This window comes from Streptomyces sp. NBC_00448 (genome assembly GCF_036014115.1).
Lineage (GTDB): Bacteria > Actinomycetota > Actinomycetes > Streptomycetales > Streptomycetaceae > Actinacidiphila.
Window position 1 is genome coordinate 4371434 of the sequence record NZ_CP107913.1, and the last position, 24180, is coordinate 4395613.

At 72.5% G+C, this 24180-nt stretch carries 20 protein-coding genes; 5 read left to right on the plus strand and 15 right to left on the minus strand.

All coding sequences use genetic code 11. From position 1 onward, the window contains the following. Positions 1–62: 62 nt before the first annotated feature. Together OG370_RS18445 and OG370_RS18450 are read left to right on the plus strand one after the other, a co-directional pair. Positions 63–3995 carry a GH92 family glycosyl hydrolase gene (locus OG370_RS18445; protein ID WP_328465645.1) on the plus strand — a complete coding sequence of 1311 codons (3933 nt, stop codon included), beginning with the start codon at positions 63–65 and terminating at the stop codon, positions 3993–3995. Positions 3996–4296: 301 nt separating this feature from the next. Beyond that, on the plus strand, positions 4297–8019 hold the full coding sequence (locus OG370_RS18450) for a discoidin domain-containing protein (RefSeq protein ID WP_328465647.1): 3723 nt from the start codon (positions 4297–4299) through the stop codon (positions 8017–8019). On the opposite strand, the gene OG370_RS18455 is transcribed toward OG370_RS18450, so the two are convergent. Beyond that, a complete protein-coding gene (locus tag OG370_RS18455) occupies positions 7994–8797 on the minus strand; it encodes an AraC family transcriptional regulator (protein WP_328465649.1) in 804 nt (267 codons plus the stop codon). The two genes, OG370_RS18450 and OG370_RS18455, sit on opposite strands and share 26 nt — an antisense overlap. Before the next feature lie 54 nt (positions 8798–8851). Here OG370_RS18455 and OG370_RS18460 point away from each other — a divergent pair, with 54 nt between their 5' ends. Further along, positions 8852–10324, plus strand: a complete 1473-nt coding sequence (locus OG370_RS18460) for an MFS transporter (protein WP_328465651.1) — start codon at positions 8852–8854, stop codon at positions 10322–10324. A gap of 22 nt (positions 10325–10346) precedes the next feature. Here the strand turns inward: OG370_RS18460 and OG370_RS18465 are convergent, their stop codons facing one another. The 10 genes from OG370_RS18465 to OG370_RS18510 all read right to left on the minus strand — a co-directional run bounded on the left by OG370_RS18465 (position 10347) and on the right by OG370_RS18510 (position 17706). Continuing rightward, complete coding sequence (locus OG370_RS18465; RefSeq protein ID WP_328465653.1) at positions 10347–10808, minus strand: hypothetical protein; 462 nt, start codon at positions 10806–10808, stop codon at positions 10347–10349. After that, positions 10792–11076, minus strand: coding sequence for a hypothetical protein (locus OG370_RS18470; RefSeq protein ID WP_328465655.1), 285 nt, complete (start codon positions 11074–11076; stop codon positions 10792–10794). Before OG370_RS18470 ends, OG370_RS18465 begins: the two co-directional genes overlap by 17 nt. Before the next feature lie 4 nt (positions 11077–11080). Beyond that, the gene (locus tag OG370_RS18475; protein ID WP_328465657.1) at positions 11081–12502 is read right to left on the minus strand and encodes a C2 family cysteine protease; all 1422 of its coding nucleotides are present in this window, start codon (positions 12500–12502) and stop codon (positions 11081–11083) included. Continuing rightward, positions 12499–12831 (minus strand): hypothetical protein, encoded by a 333-nt coding sequence (locus OG370_RS18480; protein WP_328465659.1) that lies wholly within the window; start codon positions 12829–12831, stop codon positions 12499–12501. The genes OG370_RS18475 and OG370_RS18480 overlap by 4 nt, the downstream gene beginning before the upstream one ends. A 339-nt stretch (positions 12832–13170) precedes the next feature. Then, a complete protein-coding gene (locus OG370_RS18485; RefSeq protein ID WP_328465661.1) occupies positions 13171–14472 on the minus strand; it encodes an MFS transporter in 1302 nt (433 codons plus the stop codon). A gap of 98 nt (positions 14473–14570) precedes the next feature. After that, on the minus strand, positions 14571–14810 hold the full coding sequence (locus OG370_RS18490) for a DUF6191 domain-containing protein (protein WP_328465663.1): 240 nt from the start codon (positions 14808–14810) through the stop codon (positions 14571–14573). A 166-nt stretch (positions 14811–14976) separates the two neighbouring features. Continuing rightward, a complete protein-coding gene (locus tag OG370_RS18495; RefSeq protein WP_328465665.1) occupies positions 14977–15336 on the minus strand; it encodes a peptidase inhibitor family I36 protein in 360 nt (119 codons plus the stop codon). Positions 15337–15538: 202 nt separating this feature from the next. Further along, positions 15539–15928, minus strand: a complete 390-nt coding sequence (locus tag OG370_RS18500) for a cupredoxin domain-containing protein (protein ID WP_328465667.1) — start codon at positions 15926–15928, stop codon at positions 15539–15541. Between the two features lie 165 nt (positions 15929–16093). Then, the gene (locus OG370_RS18505) at positions 16094–16921 is read right to left on the minus strand and encodes a ferritin-like domain-containing protein (RefSeq protein WP_328465669.1); all 828 of its coding nucleotides are present in this window, start codon (positions 16919–16921) and stop codon (positions 16094–16096) included. After that, positions 16918–17706 carry a ferritin-like domain-containing protein gene (locus OG370_RS18510; protein ID WP_328474220.1) on the minus strand — a complete coding sequence of 263 codons (789 nt, stop codon included), beginning with the start codon at positions 17704–17706 and terminating at the stop codon, positions 16918–16920. The genes OG370_RS18505 and OG370_RS18510 overlap by 4 nt, the downstream gene beginning before the upstream one ends. A 357-nt stretch (positions 17707–18063) precedes the next feature. Here OG370_RS18510 and sigK point away from each other — a divergent pair, with 357 nt between their 5' ends. Beyond that, a complete protein-coding gene (gene sigK, locus OG370_RS18515) occupies positions 18064–18651 on the plus strand; it encodes an ECF RNA polymerase sigma factor SigK (protein ID WP_328465671.1) in 588 nt (195 codons plus the stop codon). Further along, positions 18648–19391, plus strand: a complete 744-nt coding sequence (locus OG370_RS18520; protein ID WP_328465673.1) for an anti-sigma factor — start codon at positions 18648–18650, stop codon at positions 19389–19391. The genes sigK and OG370_RS18520 overlap by 4 nt, the downstream gene beginning before the upstream one ends. A 98-nt stretch (positions 19392–19489) precedes the next feature. On the opposite strand, the gene OG370_RS18525 is transcribed toward OG370_RS18520, so the two are convergent. The 4 genes from OG370_RS18525 to OG370_RS18540 form a co-directional block, all read right to left on the minus strand. Then, on the minus strand, positions 19490–20506 hold the full coding sequence (locus tag OG370_RS18525; RefSeq protein WP_328465675.1) for a DUF5954 family protein: 1017 nt from the start codon (positions 20504–20506) through the stop codon (positions 19490–19492). Between the two features lie 134 nt (positions 20507–20640). Continuing rightward, the gene (locus OG370_RS18530; RefSeq protein ID WP_328465677.1) at positions 20641–21405 is read right to left on the minus strand and encodes an HAD family hydrolase; all 765 of its coding nucleotides are present in this window, start codon (positions 21403–21405) and stop codon (positions 20641–20643) included. 88 nt (positions 21406–21493) lie between these two features. Beyond that, positions 21494–23479, minus strand: a complete 1986-nt coding sequence (gene acs, locus OG370_RS18535) for an acetate--CoA ligase (RefSeq protein ID WP_328465679.1) — start codon at positions 23477–23479, stop codon at positions 21494–21496. After that, positions 23476–24153, minus strand: coding sequence for an acetate uptake transporter (locus OG370_RS18540; RefSeq protein ID WP_328465681.1), 678 nt, complete (start codon positions 24151–24153; stop codon positions 23476–23478). The genes acs and OG370_RS18540 overlap by 4 nt, the downstream gene beginning before the upstream one ends. Positions 24154–24180 lie beyond the last annotated feature (27 nt).

The following is a 24180-nucleotide window of genomic DNA, read 5'->3' on the forward strand; positions in this document are numbered from 1 at the left end:
AGTGTTGACAACGTTGCCACCGCCGCTGAGACTACCCGCGATGTCAACGGAGGAGCCTGGCCATGCCACTACCCGTCCGCCGTTCGCGTACCACGGTTCGACCAAGGCGACTTCGTCGGCCGGCCACCGCTGCCGCCCTCGCCGGCATACTGCTGGCGGTACTGCCCGCCGCAGGCGCCCACGCGGCAGCCGACAACGGCTCGGCTGGCGGCACCACGGCCGGCACCGCCGACAACACCGCCTTCTCCTCCTCGTTCGAGGCATCCGACCCCGCACCGGACTGGCTGAGCACACCGGAATCCGGCCCCGGCGGCCGACCACTGGCAACCGGAGTCGTCCCGGACAACGGCGGCGCGCTGCCGGGATCGGTCATGACGTCGGTCGCCTCGGTCACCGCGAGTTCGGAAGTGCTGCCCGACCACGGCGCCGCCAAGGCCACCGACGGTGACGCGGCCACCGCCTGGCAGGCCGGCGGCCCGGCCGCCTCGCTGACCGTCACCCTCGGCGACGCGTCCCGGGTGACGCGCTACACGATGACCTCGGGGTCCGACTCCCCCGCCCAGGACCCGAAGTCCTGGCAACTGCAAGGGTCGGACGACGGGAAGAGCTGGCAGGTGGTCGACGGCGAGAGCGGCCAGGACTTCCCGCAGCGCGGCGAGACCCGGCTCTTCACGGTCACGCACCCGGGGACGTACAGCCGCTACCGGCTCGCGATATCCGCCAACCACGGTGACGGCAAGAGCCAGTTGGCCGAGCTGGCGCTCGCCGCGGGAGACGGCGGCACCGCCGGAATGACCACGTCCGTCGGCGACGGCCCGTCCACCGGCCCCACCCTCAAGAAGGACGTCGGCTTCACCGGCACCCACGCGTTGAAGTACGCCGGCTGGCAACTCGCCGGCCACGGAAGCGTCGAGGACAAGATCTACCAGGTGTCGATCCCGGTCCGGCGCAACACCCGCCTGTCGTACGCGATCTTCCCCGAGCGCACCGGCAACGACCTCTCCTACCCGAGCACTTACATCTCGGTGGACCTGGTGTTCAGCGACGGCAGCCGGCTCAGCGGGCTCGGCGCGACCGACCAGTACGGCAAGGGACTGTCGGCCGGCGCCCAGGGCGCGGCGAAGATCCTGCACGCCGGGCAGTGGAACGCGGTCGACGCCGACCTCGGCAGCGTCGCCGCGGGCAAGACCATCACCCGTGTCCTGGTCGACTACGACAACCCCGGCGGCCCCGCCCACTTCAGCGGCTGGCTCGACGACATCACGCTGCGGGCCGCGCCGCCGGCGAACGACTGCGCGCACCCGTCGACCTGTGTGATCACCACGCGCGGCACAGACTCCTCCGGCGACTACTCGCGCGGCAACGACTTCCCGGCAACCGCGGTCCCGCACGGCTTCAACTTCTGGACGCCCGAGACCGACGCGGGCACCACCAGCGCGATCTACACCTACCAGCAGGACAACAACGCGGCCAACGAGCCGGTGATCCAGGCGTTCGGGGTCAGCCACGAGCCCAGCATCTGGGTGCAGGACCACCAGACGTTCCAGGTCATGCCGTCGGCGTCCAGCGCCCCGACGACCGCCGACCGCACCACCCGCGGCCTGGCCTTCAGCCACGACCACGAGACCGCGCAACCCGACTACTACGGCGTGACGTTCGACAACGGCATCCGTACCGAGATCACGCCCACCGACCACGCCGCGGTGATGCGGTTCACCTTCCCCTCCGGCGCCGACAGCCTGATCTTCGACAACGTCAACGACAGCGGCGGGCTGACCGTGGACCGGGCACACGGCACCGTCACCGGCTACTCGGACGTCTCCGGATTCTGGGGCGCGCCGCGGATGTTCGTCTACGCGACCTTCGACCGGCCGATGACCGGCACCGGCTCCCTCACCGGCGGCGGCGGGCCCGACGTCGGCGGCTACACCTCCTTCGCACTCGGCTCCGGCCGGCAGCTCACCATGCGGATCGCGACCTCCTTCATCAGCGTCGACCAGGCCCGGCGCAACCTCGACCAGGAGGTGGGGCGGCGCGGCTTCGACGCGGTGCACGCCGCCGCACGGGCCGCCTGGGACAAGGCACTCGGCGTGATCACGGTCCGCGGCGCGAGCCAGGACCAGCTCACCTCGCTGTACTCCAGCCTGTACCGGCTCAACCTCTACCCGAACGAGCTGTACGAGAACACCGGCACCACCGCGAGGCCGGACTACCGCTACGCCAGCCCCTACGCGCCCGCGGCCGGCGCCAACACCCCCACGACGACCGGAGCCGCGATCAAGTCCGGGCAGCCGTACGCCAACGAGGGCTTCTGGGACACCTACCGCACCGCCTGGCCGCTGGACGCGCTGCTCTACCCGCAGCTCACCGGCAAGATGATCGACGGATTCGTGCAGCAGTACCGGGACGCCGGCTGGATCGGCCAGTGGACCGCGCCCGGCTACCTCGGCTTCAGCGGCACCAACTCCGACGTGGCGATCGCCGACGCCTACCTGCGCGGTGTCACCGACTTCGACGTCCAGGGCGCCTACGAAGCGGCCGTCAAGGACGCCACCGTGCCGTCCTCGGGGCTGACCGGCCGGCCGGACGTGCAGGAGTCCACGTTCCTCGGCTACACCCCGCAGACCAGCGGGTCGAGCGCGTCGGTCTCCCTGGAGGACTACCTCGCCGACTACGGCATCTCGCAGATGTCCCAGAAGCTCTACCGGACCACCCCGGCGAGCGACCCGCACCACCGCGAATACCTCGACAACTACCGCTACTTCCGCGACCGCGCCCAGCACTACGTCGACCTGTTCGACGCCTCCACCGGCTTCTTCCAGCCGAAGAACGCCGACGGCACCTTCGAGCACAGCGCCGCCACCTACGACCCGCTGGACTGGAACGCCACCGACTACACCGAGGGCGACGGCTGGACCTACGCCTTCGCCGCCCCCGAGGACGGCAACGGCCTCGCCGACCTGTACGGCGGCCGCACCGGACTCGCCGACAAGCTCGACCAGTTCTTCGCCACCCCGGAGACCGCCCAGTACGGCGGCGGCTGGGGCGGGCCGTACCACGAGATGTTCGAGTCCCGCGACGACCAGGTCGGCCAGTGGGCCTTCAACGACCAACCCTCCATGCACGTCCCCTACATGTACGACTACGTCGGCCAGCCGGCCAAGGCCGCGCAGCACGTCCGCGACGCGATGAGCCGCCTCTTCACCGGCAGCACCATCGGCCAGGGCTACCCGGGCGACGAGGACAACGGCTCCATGTCCGCCTTCTACATCGACAACGCCCTCGGCCTCTACCCGCTCCAGTCCGGCTCCCCGACCTTCGCCCTCGGCTCCCCCCTGTACGACCAGGTGACCCTCCACCCGGTCGGCGGCCGCCCCCTCACCCTCACCGCCCACGGCAACTCCGACCGCGACATCTACGTCCAGTCCATGACGGTCGACGGCAAGCCCTACGACAAGACCTACCTCCCCCACGCCGACCTCACCCACGGCGGCCGGATCGACTTCCGGATGGGCCCCCACCCCTCCACCTGGGGCACCTCCCCCACCTCCGCACCCCCCTCCCTCACCACCGGCCCCCACCCCGCTACCCCACCCGCCGACCTCACCGGCCCCACCCACGGCACCGCCACCCTCAACGGCGCCCCCGCTCCCGCCGCCCTCTTCGACAACACCTCCGCCACCTCAACGACCCTCCCACCCGGCCCCACCTCCCTCACCTACCACTTCGACCAGCCCCAAACCCTCGACCAGTACACCCTCACCAGCGGCTCCACCCCCAACGGCGACCCCTCCACCTGGACCCTCAGCACCTCCGACGACGGCACCCACTGGACCGTCATCGACCGCCGCACCCACCAATCCTTCCCCTGGCGCCAACAAACCCAGGCCTTCACCCCCACCACACCCCCGGGCGCCCACACCTACTACCGCATCGACTTCACCGCCCCCACGGCAACAACCCTCGCGGAGGTCGAACTCCTAGGACGCACTTGATCGGTGACCGATCCGTCCGCCCAGCCCCATCAGCACCGCACCGGACCATGCGGCCGCCTGTGGCTGGTCGCGCAGTTCCCCGCGCCCCCTAGATGCACCTCCTTCCGTGAGGCAACCGGGCGGGAGGACGGCCCGGAGGGGTGGGGGTCCGAAATGCTGCCGCATATTTGTGGGCCGCCAGGCCCGTAAATATGCGATTTCGGGCCCCCACGCCGCAGGGCCGGACGACCCACACCCCCGACCCAGCCCCACGCACCACCCGCGCACCCCGCACCGCATACCCGCACCCCGGAGCCCACGAATGCCCGAGCAGAATCCCGGCACGTCCCGCCGCACCTTCCTCCGTACGAACGCCACGCTGCTCGCCGGCTTCGCACTGTCCACGGCACTGCCGGAAGCCGCCCACGCGGCAGGCACCGAAAGCGGTACCGGCACAGGCAAAAGCACCAACCTCGCCCAGTACCGCCCAGTGACCGCCTCCTCCACCGACTGGGCACCCACACCCGCATCGTTCGCGGTGGACGGCCTCGCGCAAACCGGAGTTCGCGGCTCCGGCTGGCGCGCCGCAGCCGGCGACCCGCAGTGGATCACCGTCGACCTCCAAGCCCGCAGCACCATCGAATCGGTCGTGCTCGTCTTCGAAGCGGACAGCTCCGACCCCGGCTTCACCCCCGACCCGGGCGTGAACCCGTTCCTGCACACGACGGGCTTCGAAGCCCTGTCGAGCTGCGCCGTCGCGTTCTCCCTGGACGTGTCCGACGACGGAACCTCGTGGCGCACGGTGCACGAGACGTCCACCGGCACGGGCGGCAGGACGACGATCACGCTGCCGCAACCGGTGACGGCCCGCTGGATACGGATGACCTCCACGAAGCGGGCGAACGCCAACCCGGTCGGCCTGAACAGCTTCGAGGTGTACGGCAGTTGCACCACGCACCGGCCGTCCGCGACCGGCTGGACCGACTGGGGCCGGCACACCGCCCAACCCCCCGCGCTGACCGTCGCCGGCGACGGCACCGTCCCGCTGGAGTCCGGCTGGACCCTCACCATGGACGACTGGGCGGGCTCGACCGACGGCGCCGCGCTGTCCGCCCCCGCCGTGGACGTCAGCGGCTGGCTGCCGGCCACCGTACCCGGCACCGTGCACGCGGCACTCGTGGAGCAGGGCCACCTGCCGGAGCCGACCGTCGGCTTCAACAACATGCGGGCGCCCGAGGCGCTGTCCCGGCACGACTGGTGGTACCGCCGATCGTTCCGGCTGCCGTCAGGGCTCGCCACCGGGCAGGGCCGCCGCGTCTGGCTGGAGTTCGACGGCGTCAACCACCAGGCCGAGGTGTGGCTGAACGGCCGCAAGGCGGGCGAGGTGACGTACCCGGTCGCCCGCGCCGCCTTCGACGTGACCGACGCCCTCGGCGGCGGACGGCAGGCGGGGGCGAAGGAAAGCGCGGAGGAAAGCGCGAAGGGAGGAGCGAAGGATGCCGAGCAGGTGATCGCCGTCCGCATCGCCCCGATGCCCCACCCCGGCAACCCGGGCGACAAGGGCCCGTCCGGCATCTCGACCCTCAACTCGGTCGCCGCCCAGGCCGATTCCCCGACGTACCTGTCCATCAGCGGCTGGGACTGGATGCCGGCGGTGCGCGACCGGGCGGCGGGCATCTGGAACCACGTGCGGCTGCGCTCCACCGGCGACGTCGTGATCGGCGACCCGCGGGTGGACACCGCCCTGCCGGACCTGCCCGCCCCGGCCGGCTCTCCCGACCTGCCCGAACTCGCCACCGCCGAGGTGACCGTGGTCGTCCCGGTCCGCAACGCCGGCAGCACGTCACGGACGTCGACCGTCACCGCGACGCTGCACGGCGCGCGGGTGAGCGGCTCCGTCACCCTCGCGGCGGGCGAGAGCCGCGAGCTCACCTTCAGCCCGGCCGACCACCCCCAACTACGCATCCACACACCGCGGTTGTGGTGGCCGAACGGCTACGGCGAGCCCACCCTGCACGACCTGGTGCTGACCGCCACCGCCGACGGCCGCGGCTCCGACCGGCGCACCGTGCCGGTCGGCCTGCGGCAGGTCGACTACCACTACGAGCAGCCCATCGTGATCGGTTCCGACGGCCACTCCCCGCCGCAGACCGTCAACCTGCCGAAGCAGCAGGCCCGTTACGTACGCATCCAGTGCGGCAAGCGGGCCACCGGCTTCGGCTCCTCGATGTGGACCCTGTCGGTGCTGGACAGCGCCGCGCCCGGCAGCGACCTGGCGCTGCACAAGGCCGCGACGGCCTCCTCCAGCGACAACGACAATGACCTGCCGGCCAACGCGGTCGACGGCGACGCCACCACCCGCTGGTCGTCCGGCTACTCCGACGACCAGTGGATTCAGGTCGACCTGGGCGCGTCCACCGCCTTCGACCAGGTCGTCGTCACCTGGGAGACCGCCTACGCCCTGACCTTCACCGTGCAGGTCTCCGACGACGGGGCCGGCTGGACCGACGTGCAGTCGGTCAGCAACACCGGCACCCAGCTGCAGATCTCCGTCAACGGGGTGCGGGTGCTGTGCCGCGGCGGCAACTGGGGCTTCGACGAACTGCTGCGCCGGGTCCTGCCGGACCGGATGGACGACGCCGTCGGCATGCACCGCGACATGAACTTCACGATGATCCGCAACTGGATCGGCTCCAGCAACCGCGAGGAGTTCTTCGCCGCCTGCGACCGCAACGGCATCCTGGTCTGGAACGACTTCTGGGAGGGCGACGCGATCTTCCCGCCGGACGCGGGCGTGCCGGTCTTCCTCGACATCGCCCGCGACACCGTCCTGCGCTACCGCCACCACCCGTGCCTGGCGGTGTGGTGCGCCACCAACGAGAGCGACCCGCCGGCCGCCGTCGACGCCGGGCTGCGGGCCGCCGTCGCCTCGCTGCACCCGGGCATCCTCTACCAGGGCAACTCCGCCGGGGGGATCGTCACCGGCCACGGCCCGTACTCCTGGATCGACCCGGCGGCGTACTTCTCCGGCGACACCTACTCCATCGGCAGCTACGGCTTCCACTCCGAGATCGGCATCCCCACCGTGCCGGTCGCCGAGAGCATGCGGAACCTCGCCGCCGACCAGCCGTCCTGGCCGATCGGCGACGTCTGGTACCACCACGACTGGTGCACCCGCGGCGGCCAGAACCCGGACACCTACCGCGCCGCGATCGACGACCGGTTCGGCGCATCGGACACCCTCGACGACTTCTGCGCCCGCGCGCAGTTCGTCAACTACGAGAGCATGCGCGCCATCTTCGAGGCGTACAACGCGAAGATGTGGGACGACGCCTCCGGCGTGCTGCTGTGGATGTCCCACCCGGCCCACCACAGCACCGTCTGGCAGACCTACGACTACGACCTCGACGTCAACGGCAGCTACTACGGCGCCCGTAAGGGGTGCGAGCCGCTGCACGTCCAGGCGAGCCTGGCCGACTGGCAGGTGCACGCGGTCAACCAGACCGCCGCCGGCCTCACCGGAGCGACGGTGACCGCCCGGCTCGTCGACCTGCACGGCACGTCGCTGGGCGCGGCGCGGCAGCAGACCCTGGACGTGCCTGCGTCCTCGGCGGCGGCCGCGTTCACCGTGCCGTTCACCGCCGCCCTGCCCGCCGCGCACCTGCTGCGCCTGACCCTCACCGACCGGCACGGCGCCCATGTCTCCGACAACACCTATCTGCGCTACCGCGCGGCCGGCGACGTCCGGGCGGTGGGCGACCTCACCCCCGCCCGGCTGCGCGGCACCGTGCGCCGAAAGGGCCGCGACGAGGCGACCGTCACCGTGCGCAACGACGGCGGCACCGTCGCCGCGCTGCTGCGGCTCGGCGTACGGGACGCGCACAGCGACGCCCGGGTCCTGCCCGCCCGTTACAGCGACAACTACCTGTGGGTGCTGCCTGGCGAGAGCCGCGACATCACCGTCTCCTGGCCGGCCCGGGCGCTGCCCTCGGGCGAGCCGCGCTTCACCGCGGAAGCGCTCAACGTGCCGCTGCGCCGGCTCTGAGGTGCGCGGCCGACCGGTAGGTGCCGGGCGTCTGCCCCATCGTGCGGGCGAAGGTGTCGATGAACGCGCTGGTCGTGGCCCAGCCACAGCGGCGGGCGGTCGCGGTGACGGACGCGCCCTCGGCGAGCTGGATCATGGCGTGGAAGACCCGGGTGTTGGTCCGCCACTGCGGGTAGGTCATGCCGAACTCGGCGCGGAAGAGCCGGGTCAAGGTCCGCTCGCCGACGCCGACGCGGCGGCCCAGCGCGGCCATGGTGCGGGGCGTGCCCAGGTCGGCCAGTACCAGCCGGCAGGCGTGCGCCAGCCGGGGGTCGCGCGCGGTGGGCAGCGCGAGGGGCTGGATGTGGGCGCGGCGCAGCCGGTCGGCGAGCACCGCCCGCAGCCGTCGCGACTCGGGTTCCGGCAGGCCGGGTTCGGTGCAGGCGATGAGCAGTTCGCGGAGCAGGCCGTCGACGGCCAGGATGGTCGGCCCCTCGACCGGCAGCGGCGGGTCGGCCACCGGGAAGCCGACGGTGTGCACCGAGCTGTGCCCGTAGACGCGGTGCTCGTGCCAGATGTGCGCGGGGTTCCAGACCGCCCGGTCCCCGGAGGCGACCCAGGCGCCGGCCTCGGTCTGCACCGCGAGCACCCCGGTGCTGACGTAGATGAGCTGGTGGTAGTCGTGCCGGTGGCGGCCGATCACCTCGCCGGGGGCGTGGTCGTGGGCGCCGGTCGGCGGCAGGGTGGAGGCGGGCGGCAGCGGGGTGGCGGCGGTCGGGCCGCGGCTGTTATGCGACACAAGTAGGCAGAATATGGGAAGTATGCCAGCAGGTGTGCGTGACAGCGTGACGTCATGGACACAGCAGAAGGCGGCTCGGGGCGCGGCGGCGGCGAGCCCGGGCACCGTCGCACCGCGGAGGGCGCCCCAGCGGGCGGCGGCACAAGCGGCGACACAGGAGAGGGCTGCATAGCGGAGGGCGGCCCGGGGGACGGGCCCGGAGGTGTGGCCACCGCGGGCGGGACGGCCGGCCCGGCCTCGGGCGCCGGGCCGCCGACCGCCGTCCTCGATCGGCCGACCGAACCCCGTACCGGCATCGCGGACCGGCTGCGCGGCGCCGCCGTCGACACCCGCCCGCTCGCCGTACCGGCCTTCCGGCGCGTGCTGATCGGGCAGGGCGCCTCGCTGGTGGGCACGATGATCACCGAGGTCGCCATCCCGGTGCAGATCTACGCGATGTCGCACTCGTCGTTCTACGTCGGCGTGGCCGGGCTCGCCGGGTTCGTGCCGATCGTCGTCTTCGGCCTGTACGGCGGCGCCGTCGCGGACCGGGTCGACCGCCGCCTGCTGTGCCTGTGGTCGTCGGTGGTGACGTGGGCGGTGACGATCGCGCTGCTGGCCCAGACGCTGCTGGGGGTCGGCTCGGTGGGCCTCGTCCTCGCCCTGGTCGCCGTCCAGGGGGCCGGTTTCGCGATCTCCTCCTCGACCCGCGGCGCGATCATCCCCCGTATCGTGCCGCCCGGCCTGGTCCCCGCCGCCAACACGCTCAGCTTCACTGTCGGCAACGTCGGCCAGGTGCTCGGCCCGCTCGCGGCCGGCGTGCTCGTCGCGCTCCCGCACGGGTTCGGCTACGCCTACGCCGCGGACACCGTGCTGTTCACCATGTCGCTGTACTCGACGTTCCGGCTGCCGCCGATCAAGCCGGCCGGCGCCATGGCCCGCTCCGGGCTGCTCGCCGTGCTCGACGGGCTGCGGTTCATCGGCGGCAACCCGGTGCTGCTCATGTCGTTCGGGGCGGACATCGCCGCGATGGTGCTGGCGATGCCCAGCGCGCTGTTCCCGCAGGCCGCCGCGGCCCGCTTCCACGGCGGGATCGGCCTGCTCTACTCCTCGGTCGCGATCGGCTCGGTGCTGGCCGGGCTGTGCAGCGGGTGGATCGGCCGGGTCCGCCGCCAGGGCGTGGCGCTCACCTTCGCGGTGGCCGGCTGGGCGGCCGCGATCGCGCTGGCCGGTTTCGCCCGCACCCTGTGGCTGGCCGTCCTGCTGCTCGCGCTGGCCGGCGCCGCCGACCTGGTCAGCGCCGTCTACCGGCAGACGATCCTGCAGACCCACGCCCCCGACGAGATGCGCGGCCGGATGCAGGGCGTCTTCACCGTCGTGGTGTCCGGCGGCCCGCGGCTGGGGGACCTGCGCGCGGGCGCCATGGCCGCGACGACCACGCTGACCGTCGCCTGGTCGGGCAGCGCGCTGCTGTGCATCGCCCTGGTCGTGGTGGCGGCCCTCGCGGTGCGGCCGTTCTGGCGCTACGACGCGCACCGGGTGGAGTGACCCCGGCGCGTCGCCGGCCGGGTCAGGACGCCGCCGGGTCCACCTGGATGTCGATGGCGTTGTGGTCCGGGTTCGGCATCTGCCAGATCTTGAGCACCTTCACCTCGACGCCGAGCGCGGTGACGGTCTGGCCGGTCCTGACCACCTGGACCTTGGCCGGGACGGAGGTGTCGCTCCCGTCCCGGATCATGAGGACCGCCCGGCCGGGCGCGGGCTCCTTGCCGGTGTTCTGCACGCCGAGCGCCACCTCGGTGCCGTCGGCCCGCTTGCCGTAGCCGGTCGGGCTGGACGGGTTGCCCCGCGCGACGACATGCAGCCGCTGGACGTCGGCCGGGTGGCCGCCGAGCGGCGGCGGGGTGCGGTCGGCGTCGTCGTCGGAGTTCTTCCGGGAGTGCAGCACCACGGCCACCACCACCGCGGCCACGCACACCGCGACCAGCCCGGCGACGGCCGCCGTCAGGCCCCGCCTACTCGGCCGACGCATCGTTCTCCCCCTCCGGCCAGGCGACGGTGAAGGCGACGTGGCCGTCCCGGGTGCCGGGGACCACCTCGACCAGGGTCAGCACGTGCCGCCCGACGGGTACCTCGTCGCCGACCCGCACCTCCACGACGTCGCCGGTCCTGGCGCCCTCGTCGAGGAGGTTGAGGCGAGCCCAGGGGTCGTCGGGATCGACGCTGGTGCGCACGATGCCGACGACGAGGTCGCCGCGGCGGAACTGGGCCCGGCGGCCGAGGCGGTAGGTGCGGGGCATCGGCTCATACTCCTGACGGCGTGAACGACACTTCGTTCAGGTTCTTGCGGTACTGGTCCTCGGTCAGTGTGACCTCCTGGGGCATCTGCCTGGTGCCTTCGTACTGGCCGGAGCCCCAGGGGTTGAGGAGGGTGATGGTCGGCGGGTGGGCGTTCATGTCGACCCGCTCCACCGAGTACTCGTGTCCGGACACCAGCCGGTCGTCGTGCACGTGGCCGTCGCCGTTGGTGCCGATGGTGACCGCCTCACCCTTGCCGATCCTGGTGTCGATGTCGGCGAAGGAGACGTCGCCGGGGCTGTGCCGGGTGGCCGGCTGCCCGGTCAGGTCGGACATGCCCACGTCGCCCCAGCCGCCCTCGATCTTCTTGTAGCCGCCGGAGTACTGCGCGAACGCCTTCTCGTAGATCGCCACCCAGGTGGCCCCGCTGCGCGTGTCGGCGTAGACGGGGTGGCCGCCCGAGTCCACCGGGAGCTTGTTGTCGACGGTGACCTCGACCGGTGTGGGCGGCATCCCCGGCAGCGGGCCCTTCTGGTAGAAGGTCACCGTGTAGGTGCCGTTGGCGTTCTGCTTGATGTGCTCCTGCGGCCAGTTGGGGTCCCGCTCGGTGATCGCGGCCAGCGAGGACAGGAACCAGCAGTCGCCGTCCTGCCCCTGGCGCAGGTCGTTCATCAGGTCAGGCCCGTTCGGGCCGAACAGCGGGTCGTCGACGGCCTGGTAGTGCGCGCCGTCCACGGTGGTGTCCGGCTGCCACTTCAGGTTCGACAGCGCGGGCTCGATCCGGGCCAGCGTGGTCGGGCCGCACTGCTTCTGCAGCATGTTCTCCCAGCGGGCCTTCACCGCGCCGTCCGGGTCCCCCGCGCCCCACCACGACGAACCCTCGCCCAACTGGCCGTTGAGCTTCTTCAGTTGGCTGTCCGACATCCGCGACATCACGGCGTCGAGTTCGGCCGGCGACAACTTGGCGAAGTCGTCGAGGACTTCCTTGCCGCCCTGGGCCGAGTCGGACCACAGGAAGCCGCCGGAGTCGCCGATGTGGTCGTCGAAGTACTTCAGCGCGTCCTTGATCTTCTGCTCGTCCGGCGGCGGCTCGTCGTCGAAGTACAGGGTCGGATCGACGGTGTAGCCCTGCTTCTCCAGGGTCCGCACCGCGTCGAGTTGCGTGCAGCGGCGGTCCATCGACGCGGAGGTGTCGTCGAGTTCGGGCTGCAGGGACGCCGGCAGACCGGAGTAGAACAGCGGGAAGACCTGGCCGAGCAGCGGCTCCAGCCGCGGGCTGGTGGTGGCCGGCTCGCCGTCCATCAGCCCCTGGACCTCCAGCAGCAGACCCGCCACCTTGCCGTGCAGGGTGCGGGCGGAGGGGCCGACGGACTTCATGTGCGCGGCCATCGAGCGTATCTGAGCGGTGTCGAAGCCGTGGAAGCTCACTTGTGGTCTCCGGCGGCCTTCTTGGCGGTGTCGGTGGCCGCCTCGTCGTCCAGCCGGCCCGCCTCGGTCTGCCAGCGCGCCGCGTCCCTGAGCAGGTCCTCCGCCATCGCGCGCAGGCTCGACCGGCGGTCCACGAGCGTGCCGGTGGTGGTCTGCGCGTACGCCCCGGCCCAGATCGGCGGGTTCGCGGTGGCCTGCGTGACCGTCGTGTCGAGCAGTGCGGCGAGTGATCCGGCCATGCTCCGCGCCCGTTGCGCGCAGCTGCGCAGGTTCTCGGCGCGTGCCTTCTTCTGCGCGGGCGTCTCGGCCTGCGCTCCCCCGTCACCCATGCGACCCCGTTCGTATGGCAAACGTGTTAGAGGACTGGGACCTTACGGGATTCGGCACCCGTCCGGAACCTCCGATTCACCCGCCGGCACGCAGCGCCGGACGACCGGCACCAGGGCGCTTCGGGGGGCGGGAGTGAGGGCCTGTCGTGTGGATCTCCGTGGGTGAAGGAGCGGCGTCCGGTGAGTGCAGGGGGTGAGTGAAGTTGCAAGGCGGAGGAGGGAGACGACGCGGTGGGGGTGCCCCCACACCCCAGGCCGTAGGGGAGTCGGCGACCGACGAGAACGCGGCAGATGTGCGTGCCGGATGCCGCGACGCCGCGGAGATCCACACGACAGGCCCTACGCGCCGGCGGCGGGGAGCACGCCGGCGGGGCCGGGCAGCGGGAGGTCGCGCATGCCGCGCAGCGGGGAGAAGAACAGCCACAGGCCCGCGCAGCAGCCGCCGATCACGGCGAGCCACAAAGTGGGCCGGACGCCGAGCGACGTCGCGAGGGCGCCGCCGGCCAGGCCGCCGAGCGGGAGGGTGCCCCAGTTGATCCAGCGCGCGGCGGCGCTGACCCGGCCGAGCAGGTCGGGCGGGCAGGCGGCCTGGCGGTAACTGGTCAGCGAGATGCTCGAAACGGTGGAGGAGAAGGTCCACGAGATCCAACCGGCGCCGAACAGCAGCACCCGCCAGCCGCGCCCGGTCAGCGGGATCAGCAGGCCGGGCAGCGACATCACGGTCATCGCGAGCCAACTCACCCGCGCGGAGCCGACCTTGCGCGCGAGCCCCTTCGCCGCGACGCCGCCGGCCACCCCGCCGACCGCGCCCAGCGCCAGCAGCAGCCCGACCAGGGACGAGCCCAGGTGCAGGGTGCGGATCAGGTAGACCGGGCCGAGCGTCTCCACCATGATCACGAAGAAGTTGGCGGTACCGGTGAACGCCAGGGAGTGGCGCAGCACGGGGTCGCGCGCCACGTGGGCGAGGCCGGCGCCGATCTGCGCGCGCAGCGTGGGCCGGGGCGTCCCCGCCGCCGCGCGCGGCCGGCGCGGCTCGCGGCCGCGGATCGCCGACAGGGAGGCGGCCGACACCGCGAACGACAGCGCGTCGGCGGTCATCGCCCCGGCGGCGCCGACCAGCGCGACCAGCCCGGCGCCCAGTCCGGGGCCGGCGATCTGCGCGGCCGACTGTGACGCGGCCAACTTGCCGTTGCCGGCCATGAGTTGATCAGCTTCCAGCAGGGTCGGCAGGTAACTCTGGTAGGCGATGGAGAAGAACACCGACAGCACGCCGGCGGCGAACGCGACCCCGTAGAGCTGCGCGAGGGTCAGCGTCCCGAAGGCGTGGCCGAGGGGCACCGACGCGATCACGGCGCACAGCGCGAGGTCGCAGCCGATCATCAGCCGGCGTTTGGCGACCCGGTCCACCACGGCGCCGGCCGGCAGCGCCACCAGCAGGTACGCGCTGGTCTGCGCGACCGACAGCAGGCCGACCTGGAACGCGGTGGCCTTCAGCAGCACCACGGCGACGAGCGGGAGCGCGAGCACGGAGACCTGCGAGCCCACCTCGCTGACCGTCTGGCCGCCCCACAGCAGCAGGAACTCACGATCGCGCGGCGCCCGCGGGCGCCGTCCCTCGGTTTCGGCGCCGGCATCACCCATCGACCGATCGTGTCACCGGCAGCCGCCCCGTACCCGTGCGATGTGACCAAGGCCACATCGGCCCGTCCGGCGGCGGTCAGGCAGCAGCCAGGCGGCGGTCAGGCGGCAGGATCGTCCGGGATGTCGCGGACGTCCGGGGCATCGGTGTCATCGCTGTCATCGGCGTCGTCGGCCGCCTTGTCCGGGACCCGCACGGTGACCGTCCCCGAGGCGAGGTCTATCGGCCCCCGCGCCGGGTCGCTGCTGCCCTCGTCCTCCCGGGTCAGCTCCAGCCGGTTGCGCTCGTCCTCGGTGTGCTTGCGGCCGGGCGCGAACAACTCGTCGAAGAAGTTGAACATCGCGGCCCTCCGATGACCTCGGCAATACGCCCAGGCTACGCCTCGCCCCGTCATCCCGACGGCCCAGCGGAAAGCACGACGTATGGCGTACGACCGTGCGCGCGGGCCCGTGCCCGTGCCAGGCACCCGCGCGCACGGTCGAAGGACCCCGGAAGGGGGCTGCCGGTCAGCAGGAGCCGGGGCCGACCCCGTCGATCTGGCCGCCGAAGTCCTCCAGGTAGGTGGCCCGCCAGTCGCCGTTGAAGACCTGGCGCTTCTGGACCGGCTGCCAGTTGATGAAGCAGGCGTTGACGCCGGCGACGAAGGAGCCGACGTGGTCGTGGAACTGCGGCGGCATGTCGCGGTAGCCGCTGGCCGCGGTCCACTCCCAGGTGGCCCCGGAGAAGCCGTCCTCGCTCCAGAAGCACACCGAGCCGCCGCTGCACGGCGGTGGGGTCACCGCCGAGGCGGACTGTGCGGGTACGGCGGACAGCAGTGCGGCGCCCATGACGAGTGCGAGCAGGCCGGCGCGCTTGCGGATCTGCATGAGGGGTCCTCCACATCGGTCGTCGATCTTCGGTCGGTGCCGGCGCGGCCGCGGAGCAGCGCGGCGGCGACGGCACGTTTCCATGATCACGACGTCCGTGGAGGACCCGTGGAGGGCCGGGCCGATTTCACCCGGTGGACGCAATCGGCGTGCGCCCTAAGGAGGCCAACTCGCCGGACCTCGGCTCTTCTTGAGCCGGCCCTCAGCTCACCTTGAGGGTGCCGGTCATGAACTGGTGGATCGTGCACATGTAGGCGTACGTCCCCGCCTTGCCCGGAGCGGTGAAGGTCGTGGTCTTCCCGGGAGCGACGTGGCCGGTGTCGAAGAGCTTTCCGGTGTCGGCCGTCACGGTGTGGTCGGTGGTGTCCTCGTTGGTCACGGTGACCTTCGCGCCGGGGTGGACGGTCAGCGTGGCCGGGTGGAACGCGAAGTCCTTGATGGTGATCTTCGTCGCGCCGGCCGGCGACGGGCTCGCGGAGGACCCGCCGGAGCCGGACGACGAGGAGGTGCAGCCGGTCAGGACGAGCAGCGCGGCGGCCACGGCGAGGGCCGCGGCCTTGCCGCGCCGGGCGGGGATACGGGAGTCGGTCACGTCGGGCCTCGGGTGGGGACGGGAGCGGGGACGGCGGGGACGGCGAAGGCGGGTGGGCCGGGTCTCAGCCCCGGAAGGGCGCCCGGTAGGGGTGGCCCGCCCCTTGCGCGTGGGCGGACCACCCGGCCCCTGGGCACCGTCCGGGTGGCGTTCCGAACGGCCGGGTCAGACCGTCAGAAGCGCGGGACTGGCGGCCTTGTCCGTCGGCAGGAAGTCGTCCGGCACCGGGTACTTGCCGAGCACGAAGTTGAGGATCGCCGCGTGCATCGCCTCGACCGGCGCGATGGTCGCCGCGGTGGCGATACCCGCCGCCGCGCTCACGTTGTACGTCGCGAACAGGTACGTCTGCGCGGCCTGGTCCTCCAGCGTGAGCGCCAGGTTCGCGACGTCCGTCACCGTCTTCGCCTTGCCCAGCGCCGCCAGCGTGGCGGGCTGGTTGGACAGCGGCACGTTCGTGATCGCCGGCTTGCCGGCGCCGGTGAGCACCGCGTTCCACGCCTTGGCGTGGTCGGCGTGCTGCGCCATCGCGGTGGTCACGAAGGTGGCGATGGCCGGCGGCACCGTACCGAGCTTGCCGGCCTTGGCCGCCTTGAGCGTGGCCTGGTACGCGCCGACCGCCTGGTTCTCCAGCGCCACCGCGAGCGCGACGACCTTCAGGTCACCGGTGTACTGGCTCTTGGAGGAGCCGGACGCGGAAGCGGAGGCGGACCCGGAGGGCGCCGCGGCGGAGTCGTGCTTGTCGCTGCTGGAGCAGGCGGCCAGCGCCATCGCGGCCGCGAGACCGCCGGCGCCGAAGAGGAAACGGCGGCGGGCGGGGTCGCTCGGCCCGTCCTCCTGCTTGCCGAGGTTGCCGCGGATGTCCTCGGCGAGGTCCACCGCGCTGGCCCGCATGGCGGGCAGGGTGTCGCGGTGGGCGGTCTCCATGTCGCGGGTGAGCCGGGCGAGCTGGTCCTCGCTGATCGGCATGTCCCAGCCGTCGCGTGCGGTGGTCACTTCACGGCCCCCTCAGTGATCGGCGAGGCGTTCTTGGTCGGGTAGAAGGCGTTGGGGAAGCCGACGCTGCCGATGGCCGCGGGGAGCTTGGCGACGTCGGTCGGGATGGCGACCAGGTCGCCGAGGTTGTCGGCGAGCAGCGCCTGCACGGCGAGCAGTGTCGCGCGGTGCTGGGCCTCCACCGGCGCCACCGAGGCGAACAGCTTGCGCAGTTCGGCGCTGCTGACCTGGCTGACGTTCTTGGTGTAGGTCTGCGCGGCCACGTCCTCCAGCGTGATGGCGAGCTTCACCACGTCGGCGGGGGTCTTGATGGTGGGCAGCGTCTTCTTCACCACGGCCGCGTACTTCGGGTCCGTGCCGGTCTGCTGCTTGCCGCCGGCCTGGGTGACCGCGGCGTTGAACGCCTTCACGTGCGCCTGGTGCTGGGTGGTGGTCTTCGCGATGAAGGCCACGATCGTCTTGTTGCCGTCCTTGATGAACGGCAGGCCCGCGGCGGTCTGGTAGACGCTGATCGCCAGGTTCTCGATCGACGCGGCGGTCTGCAGCGCCATGACGTCGTTGCTCGACGTGGCGGCGGCGGCGCGCACCGACGTCAGCAGCGCCGCGGCACCGGCCGCGCCCGCGACCGCGCTTCCGCGCCGCCACCAGCGGCGCGGCTGCGGCCCGGTGGCCTCCGCGAAGTCGGCCAGCGCGTCCTGGGTGATGCGTACGGCGTCGCTGTTCAGGTCCTGGGACTGCTCGGTCAGCTCTTCGAGCAGTCGGGTGTCGATGCGCTCTACGCCCATCACGCCCCATCTCTCCTCGCACCCGCTCGGTCCACGGGCGCTCTGCGACACGTTCGCCGCTGCGACCGGCGCGGATTGGTCCGCGGCCCGAAAGCCGCGCCAGGTCCACCCCCACGGGTGAAGACACCGCCGGGTGGCTGACGGCGCGGACCCGAAAACACCCGGTGAGCCGTCCGGGACCCGCCGCGGACCCGGCCCGGCCCGGATCGCGGTGGGTTAGCGTCGCGAGGGCCGGCCGGGCGCACGAGGCCGTACCGCCGTACGGCTTCCGCGCCCGTATCCCCGTCGGTTCGCGACCAATCCGCGCGCCGGACGGCGACGAATGACCGGTGACCGCATGACAGTCCGGAGGTGTCCATGCGCGTGGCAGCACGTGACGGCCAGTCCCCCGCGCCCCGCTCCGGGGTGCTGGAGGCGTTGCTCGACCGGGTCTCCCGGGGCGACCAGGAGGCGTTCGAGCACCTCTACACGGCGGTCGCCGGCGCCGTGCTCGGCCTGGTCCGCCGGGTGGTGCGCGACTCGGCCCAGTCGGAGGAGGTCGCGCAGGAGGTCCTCATCGAGGTCTGGCGGTGCGCGGCCAGGTTCGACCCGCAGCAGGGCAGCGCCATGGCGTGGATCATGACGATGGCCCACCGCCGCGCCGTGGACCGGGTGCGGTCGGCGCAGGCGGCCGCCGACCGGGAGCACAAAGCCGGGCTGCGCGACCGGGTGCGCGCCTTCGACGAGGTCACCGAGCAGGTGGAGCGGCGGCTGGAGCGCGAGCAGGTCAGGCGCTGCCTGGAGCGGCTCACCGAACTCCAGCACGAGTCGGTGACCCTCGCCTACTACCGCGGCTACACCTACCAGGAGACCGCGGAAGTGCTCGGGGTGGCCCTGGGCACGGTCAAGACCCGACTGCGGGACGGACTGATCCGGCTCCGCGACTGCTTGGGGGTGGCGTCGTGACCGAAGTCGACCTGCACACGCTGACCGGCGCGTACGCGGTCGGCGCGCTGGAGGACCGGGAGGCGCGGGACTTCCGCCGGCACCTGACCCGGTGCGAGGCGTGCGACCAGGAGGTGCGCGAACTGCGCGAGACCGCGGCCCGGTTGGCCCTCGCGGTGGCCGAGGTGCCGCCGGTGGGGATGCGCGGCCGGGTACTGGCCGCGCTGCCCGAGGTGCGCCAGCTGCCGCCGGAGCCGTCGGCGACGCAGCGGTCCCTCCGGCGCAACTGGCGCCGCCGGCTGCCGTACTACGCGCTCGCCGCGTGCCTGGCCGGCGCGATCGCCTCCGCGGGCATAGCGATCCAGGCCGAGCACACCGCCGACCGGCAGCGCGACCGCACCGCGCTGGCCGAACACCATGCGGATCAGCTCAGCACGCTGCTCACCGCGCCCGACGCCTCCTTCCGCACCCAGGGGCTCAAGGGCGGCGGCACCGCGACCGTGGTGTCCTCGGCGCGGGCCGGGCAGGCCGCGCTGGTCTACCGCGACCTGCCGAAGCTGCCGGACTCGCGGGTCTACGAACTGTGGTTCAGCAGGAACGGCACCATGGTGCCCGCGGGCCTGGTGGACTCCGCCACCGCGTCCGGGTCGGCCCTGCTCAAAGGGCGGACGGACGGCGCCGACGCGGTCGGGGTGACCGCGGAACCGCACGGCGGCTCCCCCGTGCCCACCTCCGCACCGCTGGCCGTGCTGCCCCTGTGACCGGCGGCTGCGCCCGTGGTGGCCTCCCGCCGGGCGCAGCCGCCTCCAGCGCGGGCCACGGCTGCCGCTGCCGTGGCGGCTGCTCGCCGCCGTAGCGGCTACTCCTCGCTGTAGGTGATGGTGCCGTGCTCGTCCATCGTCGGGCGGATCTTCGACGGGCCGTAGGGGTCGATGTCGGAGGGGCGGGGCGGTTCGGGGCCGTCGAGGCCGAACCGGACCATGCGGCCGACCCGGACCACGAAGAACCGCCGGTCGTGGACGGACAGTTCGTTGGCGCGGCCGGCGGCTTGGAACCGCGCGGCGACCCGGTCGTACTCCGCCTTCTCCTGCGGGGTGAGCTTGCGCATCCGCGGCCACATCTCGGTGAGCGCCGTCACCAGGGTGCGGCGGGCCGCGTGCGGGGTGGCCACGATCATGGAGAAGGGCTCCCAGCCGTCCTCGGTGCGCTCCACCACGCGGAAGGCGGCCGGCAACACCACGGTGCCGGGGTGGGTTTCCAGCGCCCGGCGGGAGTCGGCGCGGACGTCGGCCGGGTAGCGCTCGCTGCGGTAGTGCAGTTCGCGCAGCGCCAGCCGCTCGGAGCCGGCCACCACCCCGGTGACCGCGGAGTGGTCCATCACGAAGTCCTGGTCCACCTCCGGCTCGTCGGGCGAACCGTCCCAGTCGAGCACCAGGGCGTCCCGGTCGGCGGGGCGTGGCGGTTCCAGGCCGTCCTCGTTGCTGTAGACGTACTCCTCGGCGCGCACCACCCGGTAGCGCACCCCGCACACGGTCAGTTCGTCGAGCGGCTCCTGCTCCAACCTGGCGACCGCGGCGAGCAGTTCGCGGCGCACCACGGGGTCGTCGGTGTCGTCCTTGGCCTTCAGCCACAAATACGAGTTGAGCGCGTCGCGGGACGCCTGCGGGAAGCCCTCCACCGCCGGCTCCACCATCCGCCAGCCGGTCTCGCCCGGGGTGTGCGCGGCCAGCCCGAACACCGGGCCGCGGATGATGTAGTGCGCGTAACGGCGCGCGGCGTCCGCCGCGTCCGCTTCCTCCGCGGCCGCCACCGGATGGTCGACCGGTCGCACCCGCATCACCAGACCGTCCGGCTCGACCTGTTCCTCGCTACTCATACGAGCATTGTGCTCACACAGGGTGCATCCTTGTCAGGCGTTCGCCACGACTCATATGCACAGCATCAACACACTTTCTCCCGAACGCAGTTGGCACCGCGTCCGACCCCTGCTCGGCAGGGTCGCATCGGCGGTCAGCGGGGAGCGGCCGTGGCGCGCAGCGCCGCGCGCAATCCGTCGACGCCCGCGTAGTGCAGGCCGGCCATCCCGGCGGCCTCGGCGGCGGCGACGTTTCCGGCGGTGTCGTCGACGAACAGGCAGCGGCGCGGGTCGGCGCCGGCCAGCGCGGCAGCGGCGGCGTAGACCCGGGGATCGGGCTTGGCGGCGCCGAACCGGGCGGTGTTGAGCACGGCGTCGAAGGAGTCGGCGAGGCCGATGGCGGCCAGGTACGACTCGAGCCGGGTGGTGGCGTTGGAGACCAGCACCACCGGGACCCGGCGGCGTACGGCGGCGAGCAGCGCCAGCACCTCGGGGTCGAGGCGGCCGGTACTGGCGGTCCACTCGGCGACCATCGCGGTGGCGGCCGCGGCGGAACCGCAGACGGCGGCCAGGTCGGCGGCGACGCGCACCCGCCACTCCTCGTCGGTGATCGCGCCGGTGATCGCGCGTTCGAGCAGCGCGGGCCGGAACGCGGCCTCGGCCAGGGTCCCTTCGGGCAGGCCGCGGGCGCGATCGATCGAGGACATCGCGTCGGGCGCCCACAGGTGGACGACGCCGTCGAAGTCGCAGAGCACCGCGTCGTAAGGGGAGCCGTCCGTACGGTCGTACGCGCGGCCGTCCGCGAACTCCGGTGCCTGGCGGGGCCGTTCGTACCGCCCTTCCGGCCCCTCCTCCAGCCCCTGCTCCAGATGCCGCTCGGGTTGCGCGTTCTCGGCCGCTCGCCGCTCGCTGTCCGTCACCCGCTCACCGTAGCGTCGGCGCCGGGACGGACGGCGGCGCGGTACGGCCCCCCTCGGGTCGTACCGCGCCGCGCGACGGGTGGGCGGGCTACTCCTCGTCTCCCCCGCCGGAGGCCCCGCCCGGCAGGCCCTCCCTGATCGCGTCCATCACGGTGGAGTCGGTGAGTGTGGTGACGTCGCCCAGCGCGCGGTTCTCCGCGATGTCCCGCAGCAGGCGGCGCATGATCTTGCCCGAGCGGGTCTTGGGCAGCTCGGCCACCACCAGGAGTTGCCGGGGCCGGGCGATCGGCCCGATCTCCTTGGCCACGTGGGAGCGCAACTCCTTGGCCAGATCGTCCCCTTGGGCCTCGGCGGCGGCCCGCTCGCCCGCGCCGCGCAGGATCACGAACGCCACGATGCCCTGCCCGGTGGTCGCGTCGGCGGCGCCGACCACGGCCGCCTCGGCAACGTACGGGTGCGAGACGAGCGCGGACTCGACCTCCGTGGTGGAGATCCGGTGCCCGGAGACGTTCATGACGTCGTCCACCCGGCCCAGCAGCCAGATGTCGCCGTCCTCGTCCTTCTTCGCGCCGTCGCCCGCGAAGTAGTACCCGGGGAAGCGCGACCAGTACGTGTCGATGTAGCGCTGCTCGTCGCCCCAGATGGTGCGCAGCATCGACGGCCACGGCTGGGTGAGCACCAGGTAGCCGCCGGAGCCGTTGGGCACCGGGTGGCCCGCGTCGTCGACGACCTCCGCGGAGATCCCGGGCAGCGGCCGCAGCGCGCTGCCGGGCTTGCAGGTGCTCACCCCCGGCAGCGGGCTGATCATCTGCGCGCCGGTCTCGGTCTGCCACCAGGTGTCGACGACCGGGCAGCGGTCACCGCCGATCGCCTGCCGATACCACACCCACGCCTCGGGGTTGATCGGCTCGCCGACCGACCCGAGCAGCCGCAGCGAGGACAGGTCGAAGCGGGCCGGGATCTCCTCGCCCCACTTCATGAAGGTGCGGATCGCGGTGGGCGCGCAGTACAGGATCGTCACGCCGTACTTCTGCACGATCTCCCACCAGCGGCCCTGGTGCGGGGTGTCCGGGGTCCCCTCGTACAGCACCGAGGTCACGCCGTTGGCGAGCGGGCCGTAGACGATGTACGAGTGGCCGGTGACCCAGCCGATGTCGGCGGCGGTCCAGTAGACGTCCCGCTCGGGCTTGACGTCGAAGACCGCCCAGTGCGTCCAGGCGGCCTGGGTGAGGTAGCCGCCGGTCGTGTGCAGGATGCCCTTGGGGCGGGCCGTGGTGCCGGAGGTGTACATGATGTAGAGCGGGTGCTCGGCGTCGAACGCCTCCGGGGTGTGCTCCGCGGCCTGCGCGTCGACCAGGTCGTGCCACCACACGTCGCGGCCCTCGGTCCAGGCCACGTCCTGCCCGGTCCTGCGCACCACCAGCACGTTGCGCACGTCCGGGCACTGCGCCACGGCCTCGTCCACCGCGGGCTTCAGCGCCGACGGCGCGCCCTTGCGGTAGCCGCCGTCGGCGGTGATCACCACGTGGGCGTCGCAGTCGAGGATGCGGCCGCGCAACGCGTCGGCGGAGAAGCCGCCGAAGACCACCGTGTGCGGGGCGCCGATCCGGGCGCAGGCGAGCATCGCCACGACCGTCTCGGGGATCATCGGCATGTAGATCGCGATCCGGTCGCCTGCCTGGACGCCCAGCGCCTCAAGGGCGTTGGCGGCCCGGCAGACCTCTTCCTTCAGGTCGGCGTAGGTGAGGGTGCGGGTGTCGCCCGGCTCGCCCTCCCAATGGAACGCCACCCGTCCGCCGTTGCCGGCCTCGACGTGCCGATCGACGCAGTTGTAGGCCGCGTTGAGCCGGCCGCCGACGAACCAGCGGGCGAACGGCGGGTCGCTCCAGTCGCGCACCTGCCGCCAGGGCGCGGCCCAGTCCAGCCGGCCGGCCGCCTCGGCCCAGAACGCCTCGCCGTCGGCGGCGGCCCGGTCGTACGCCTCGGCGGTGACGTTGGCCTCAGCGGCGAGGGCCGCCGGCGGAGGGAACCGGCGGTCCTCGGACATGAGGTTGGAGAGGGTCTCGCCACTCATGCGTGCGGCTCCTCGACCGGTCCGCCCCGGCGGCCGAGCGCGGCTCCGGTGAGCGGGCCGAGCGGGATCACCGGGCGCTTCCACGTCGAGTTGGTGACGACGGCGAACGACGCGTACCAGGCGAACACCGCGGTGACCAGGCCGATCCAGCCGCCGACCTTGGTGATGGTGACGTTCGTCGCGAACTCCCCGACGGCCAGCACTATGAAGGTCGCGGACAGCGCCACGAACACCGCGAGCAGCGCCGCGTTGGTGCGCAGTGCGGCGGCCGTCATGTAGACCGTGAACACGGCCCAGACCAGCAGGTACAGGCCGGTGGCCTGGTGCGCGGTGTCCGGCGGGAGCGTACCGACCACGAACTTCACGTAGGCCGCGTACGACAGCCAGAACGCGCCGTACGACGCGAACGCGGTCGCCCCGAAGGTGTTGCCCTTGCGGAACTCCCACATGCCGGCGAGGAGTTGTATCAGGCCGCCGTAGAACAGCGCGAGCGGTAGCACCACGGTGAGCAGGTTCTGGTCGATCAGGTGCGCGTTGAAGGAGCTGAGCACGAACGTGGTGGACGCGAATCCGGCCAGGCCGAGCGGTCCGGGGTCGGCGATCGTGTCCGCGGCGGCGGACGCGGGTGCGGGTGCGGGTGTGGCTTCTGCGGAGGTCGGGGCGGGGATGCTCATCTGCGGGGTTCCTCCTCGTCGAGGAAG

What these genes read in the sequence shown, in the direction of transcription:
- OG370_RS18450 (WP_328465647.1), top strand. Translation starts at nt 4,297, where the DNA reads ATGCCCGAGCAGAATCCCGGCACGTCCCGCCGCACCTTCCTCCGTACG.
- OG370_RS18465 (WP_328465653.1), bottom strand. Translation starts at nt 10,808, where the DNA reads ATGCGTCGGCCGAGTAGGCGGGGCCTGACGGCGGCCGTCGCCGGGCTG.
- OG370_RS18525 (WP_328465675.1), bottom strand. Translation starts at nt 20,506, where the DNA reads ATGAGTAGCGAGGAACAGGTCGAGCCGGACGGTCTGGTGATGCGGGTG.
- OG370_RS18510 (WP_328474220.1), bottom strand. Translation starts at nt 17,706, where the DNA reads ATGGGCGTAGAGCGCATCGACACCCGACTGCTCGAAGAGCTGACCGAG.
- OG370_RS18445 (WP_328465645.1), top strand. Translation starts at nt 63, where the DNA reads ATGCCACTACCCGTCCGCCGTTCGCGTACCACGGTTCGACCAAGGCGA.
- OG370_RS18480 (WP_328465659.1), bottom strand. Translation starts at nt 12,831, where the DNA reads ATGGGTGACGGGGGAGCGCAGGCCGAGACGCCCGCGCAGAAGAAGGCA.
- acs (WP_328465679.1), bottom strand. Translation starts at nt 23,479, where the DNA reads ATGAGTGGCGAGACCCTCTCCAACCTCATGTCCGAGGACCGCCGGTTC.
- OG370_RS18490 (WP_328465663.1), bottom strand. Translation starts at nt 14,810, where the DNA reads ATGTTCAACTTCTTCGACGAGTTGTTCGCGCCCGGCCGCAAGCACACC.
- OG370_RS18485 (WP_328465661.1), bottom strand. Translation starts at nt 14,472, where the DNA reads ATGGGTGATGCCGGCGCCGAAACCGAGGGACGGCGCCCGCGGGCGCCG.
- OG370_RS18460 (WP_328465651.1), top strand. Translation starts at nt 8,852, where the DNA reads ATGGACACAGCAGAAGGCGGCTCGGGGCGCGGCGGCGGCGAGCCCGGG.
- OG370_RS18495 (WP_328465665.1), bottom strand. Translation starts at nt 15,336, where the DNA reads ATGCAGATCCGCAAGCGCGCCGGCCTGCTCGCACTCGTCATGGGCGCC.
- OG370_RS18540 (WP_328465681.1), bottom strand. Translation starts at nt 24,153, where the DNA reads ATGAGCATCCCCGCCCCGACCTCCGCAGAAGCCACACCCGCACCCGCA.
- OG370_RS18470 (WP_328465655.1), bottom strand. Translation starts at nt 11,076, where the DNA reads ATGCCCCGCACCTACCGCCTCGGCCGCCGGGCCCAGTTCCGCCGCGGC.
- sigK (WP_328465671.1), top strand. Translation starts at nt 18,064, where the DNA reads ATGCGCGTGGCAGCACGTGACGGCCAGTCCCCCGCGCCCCGCTCCGGG.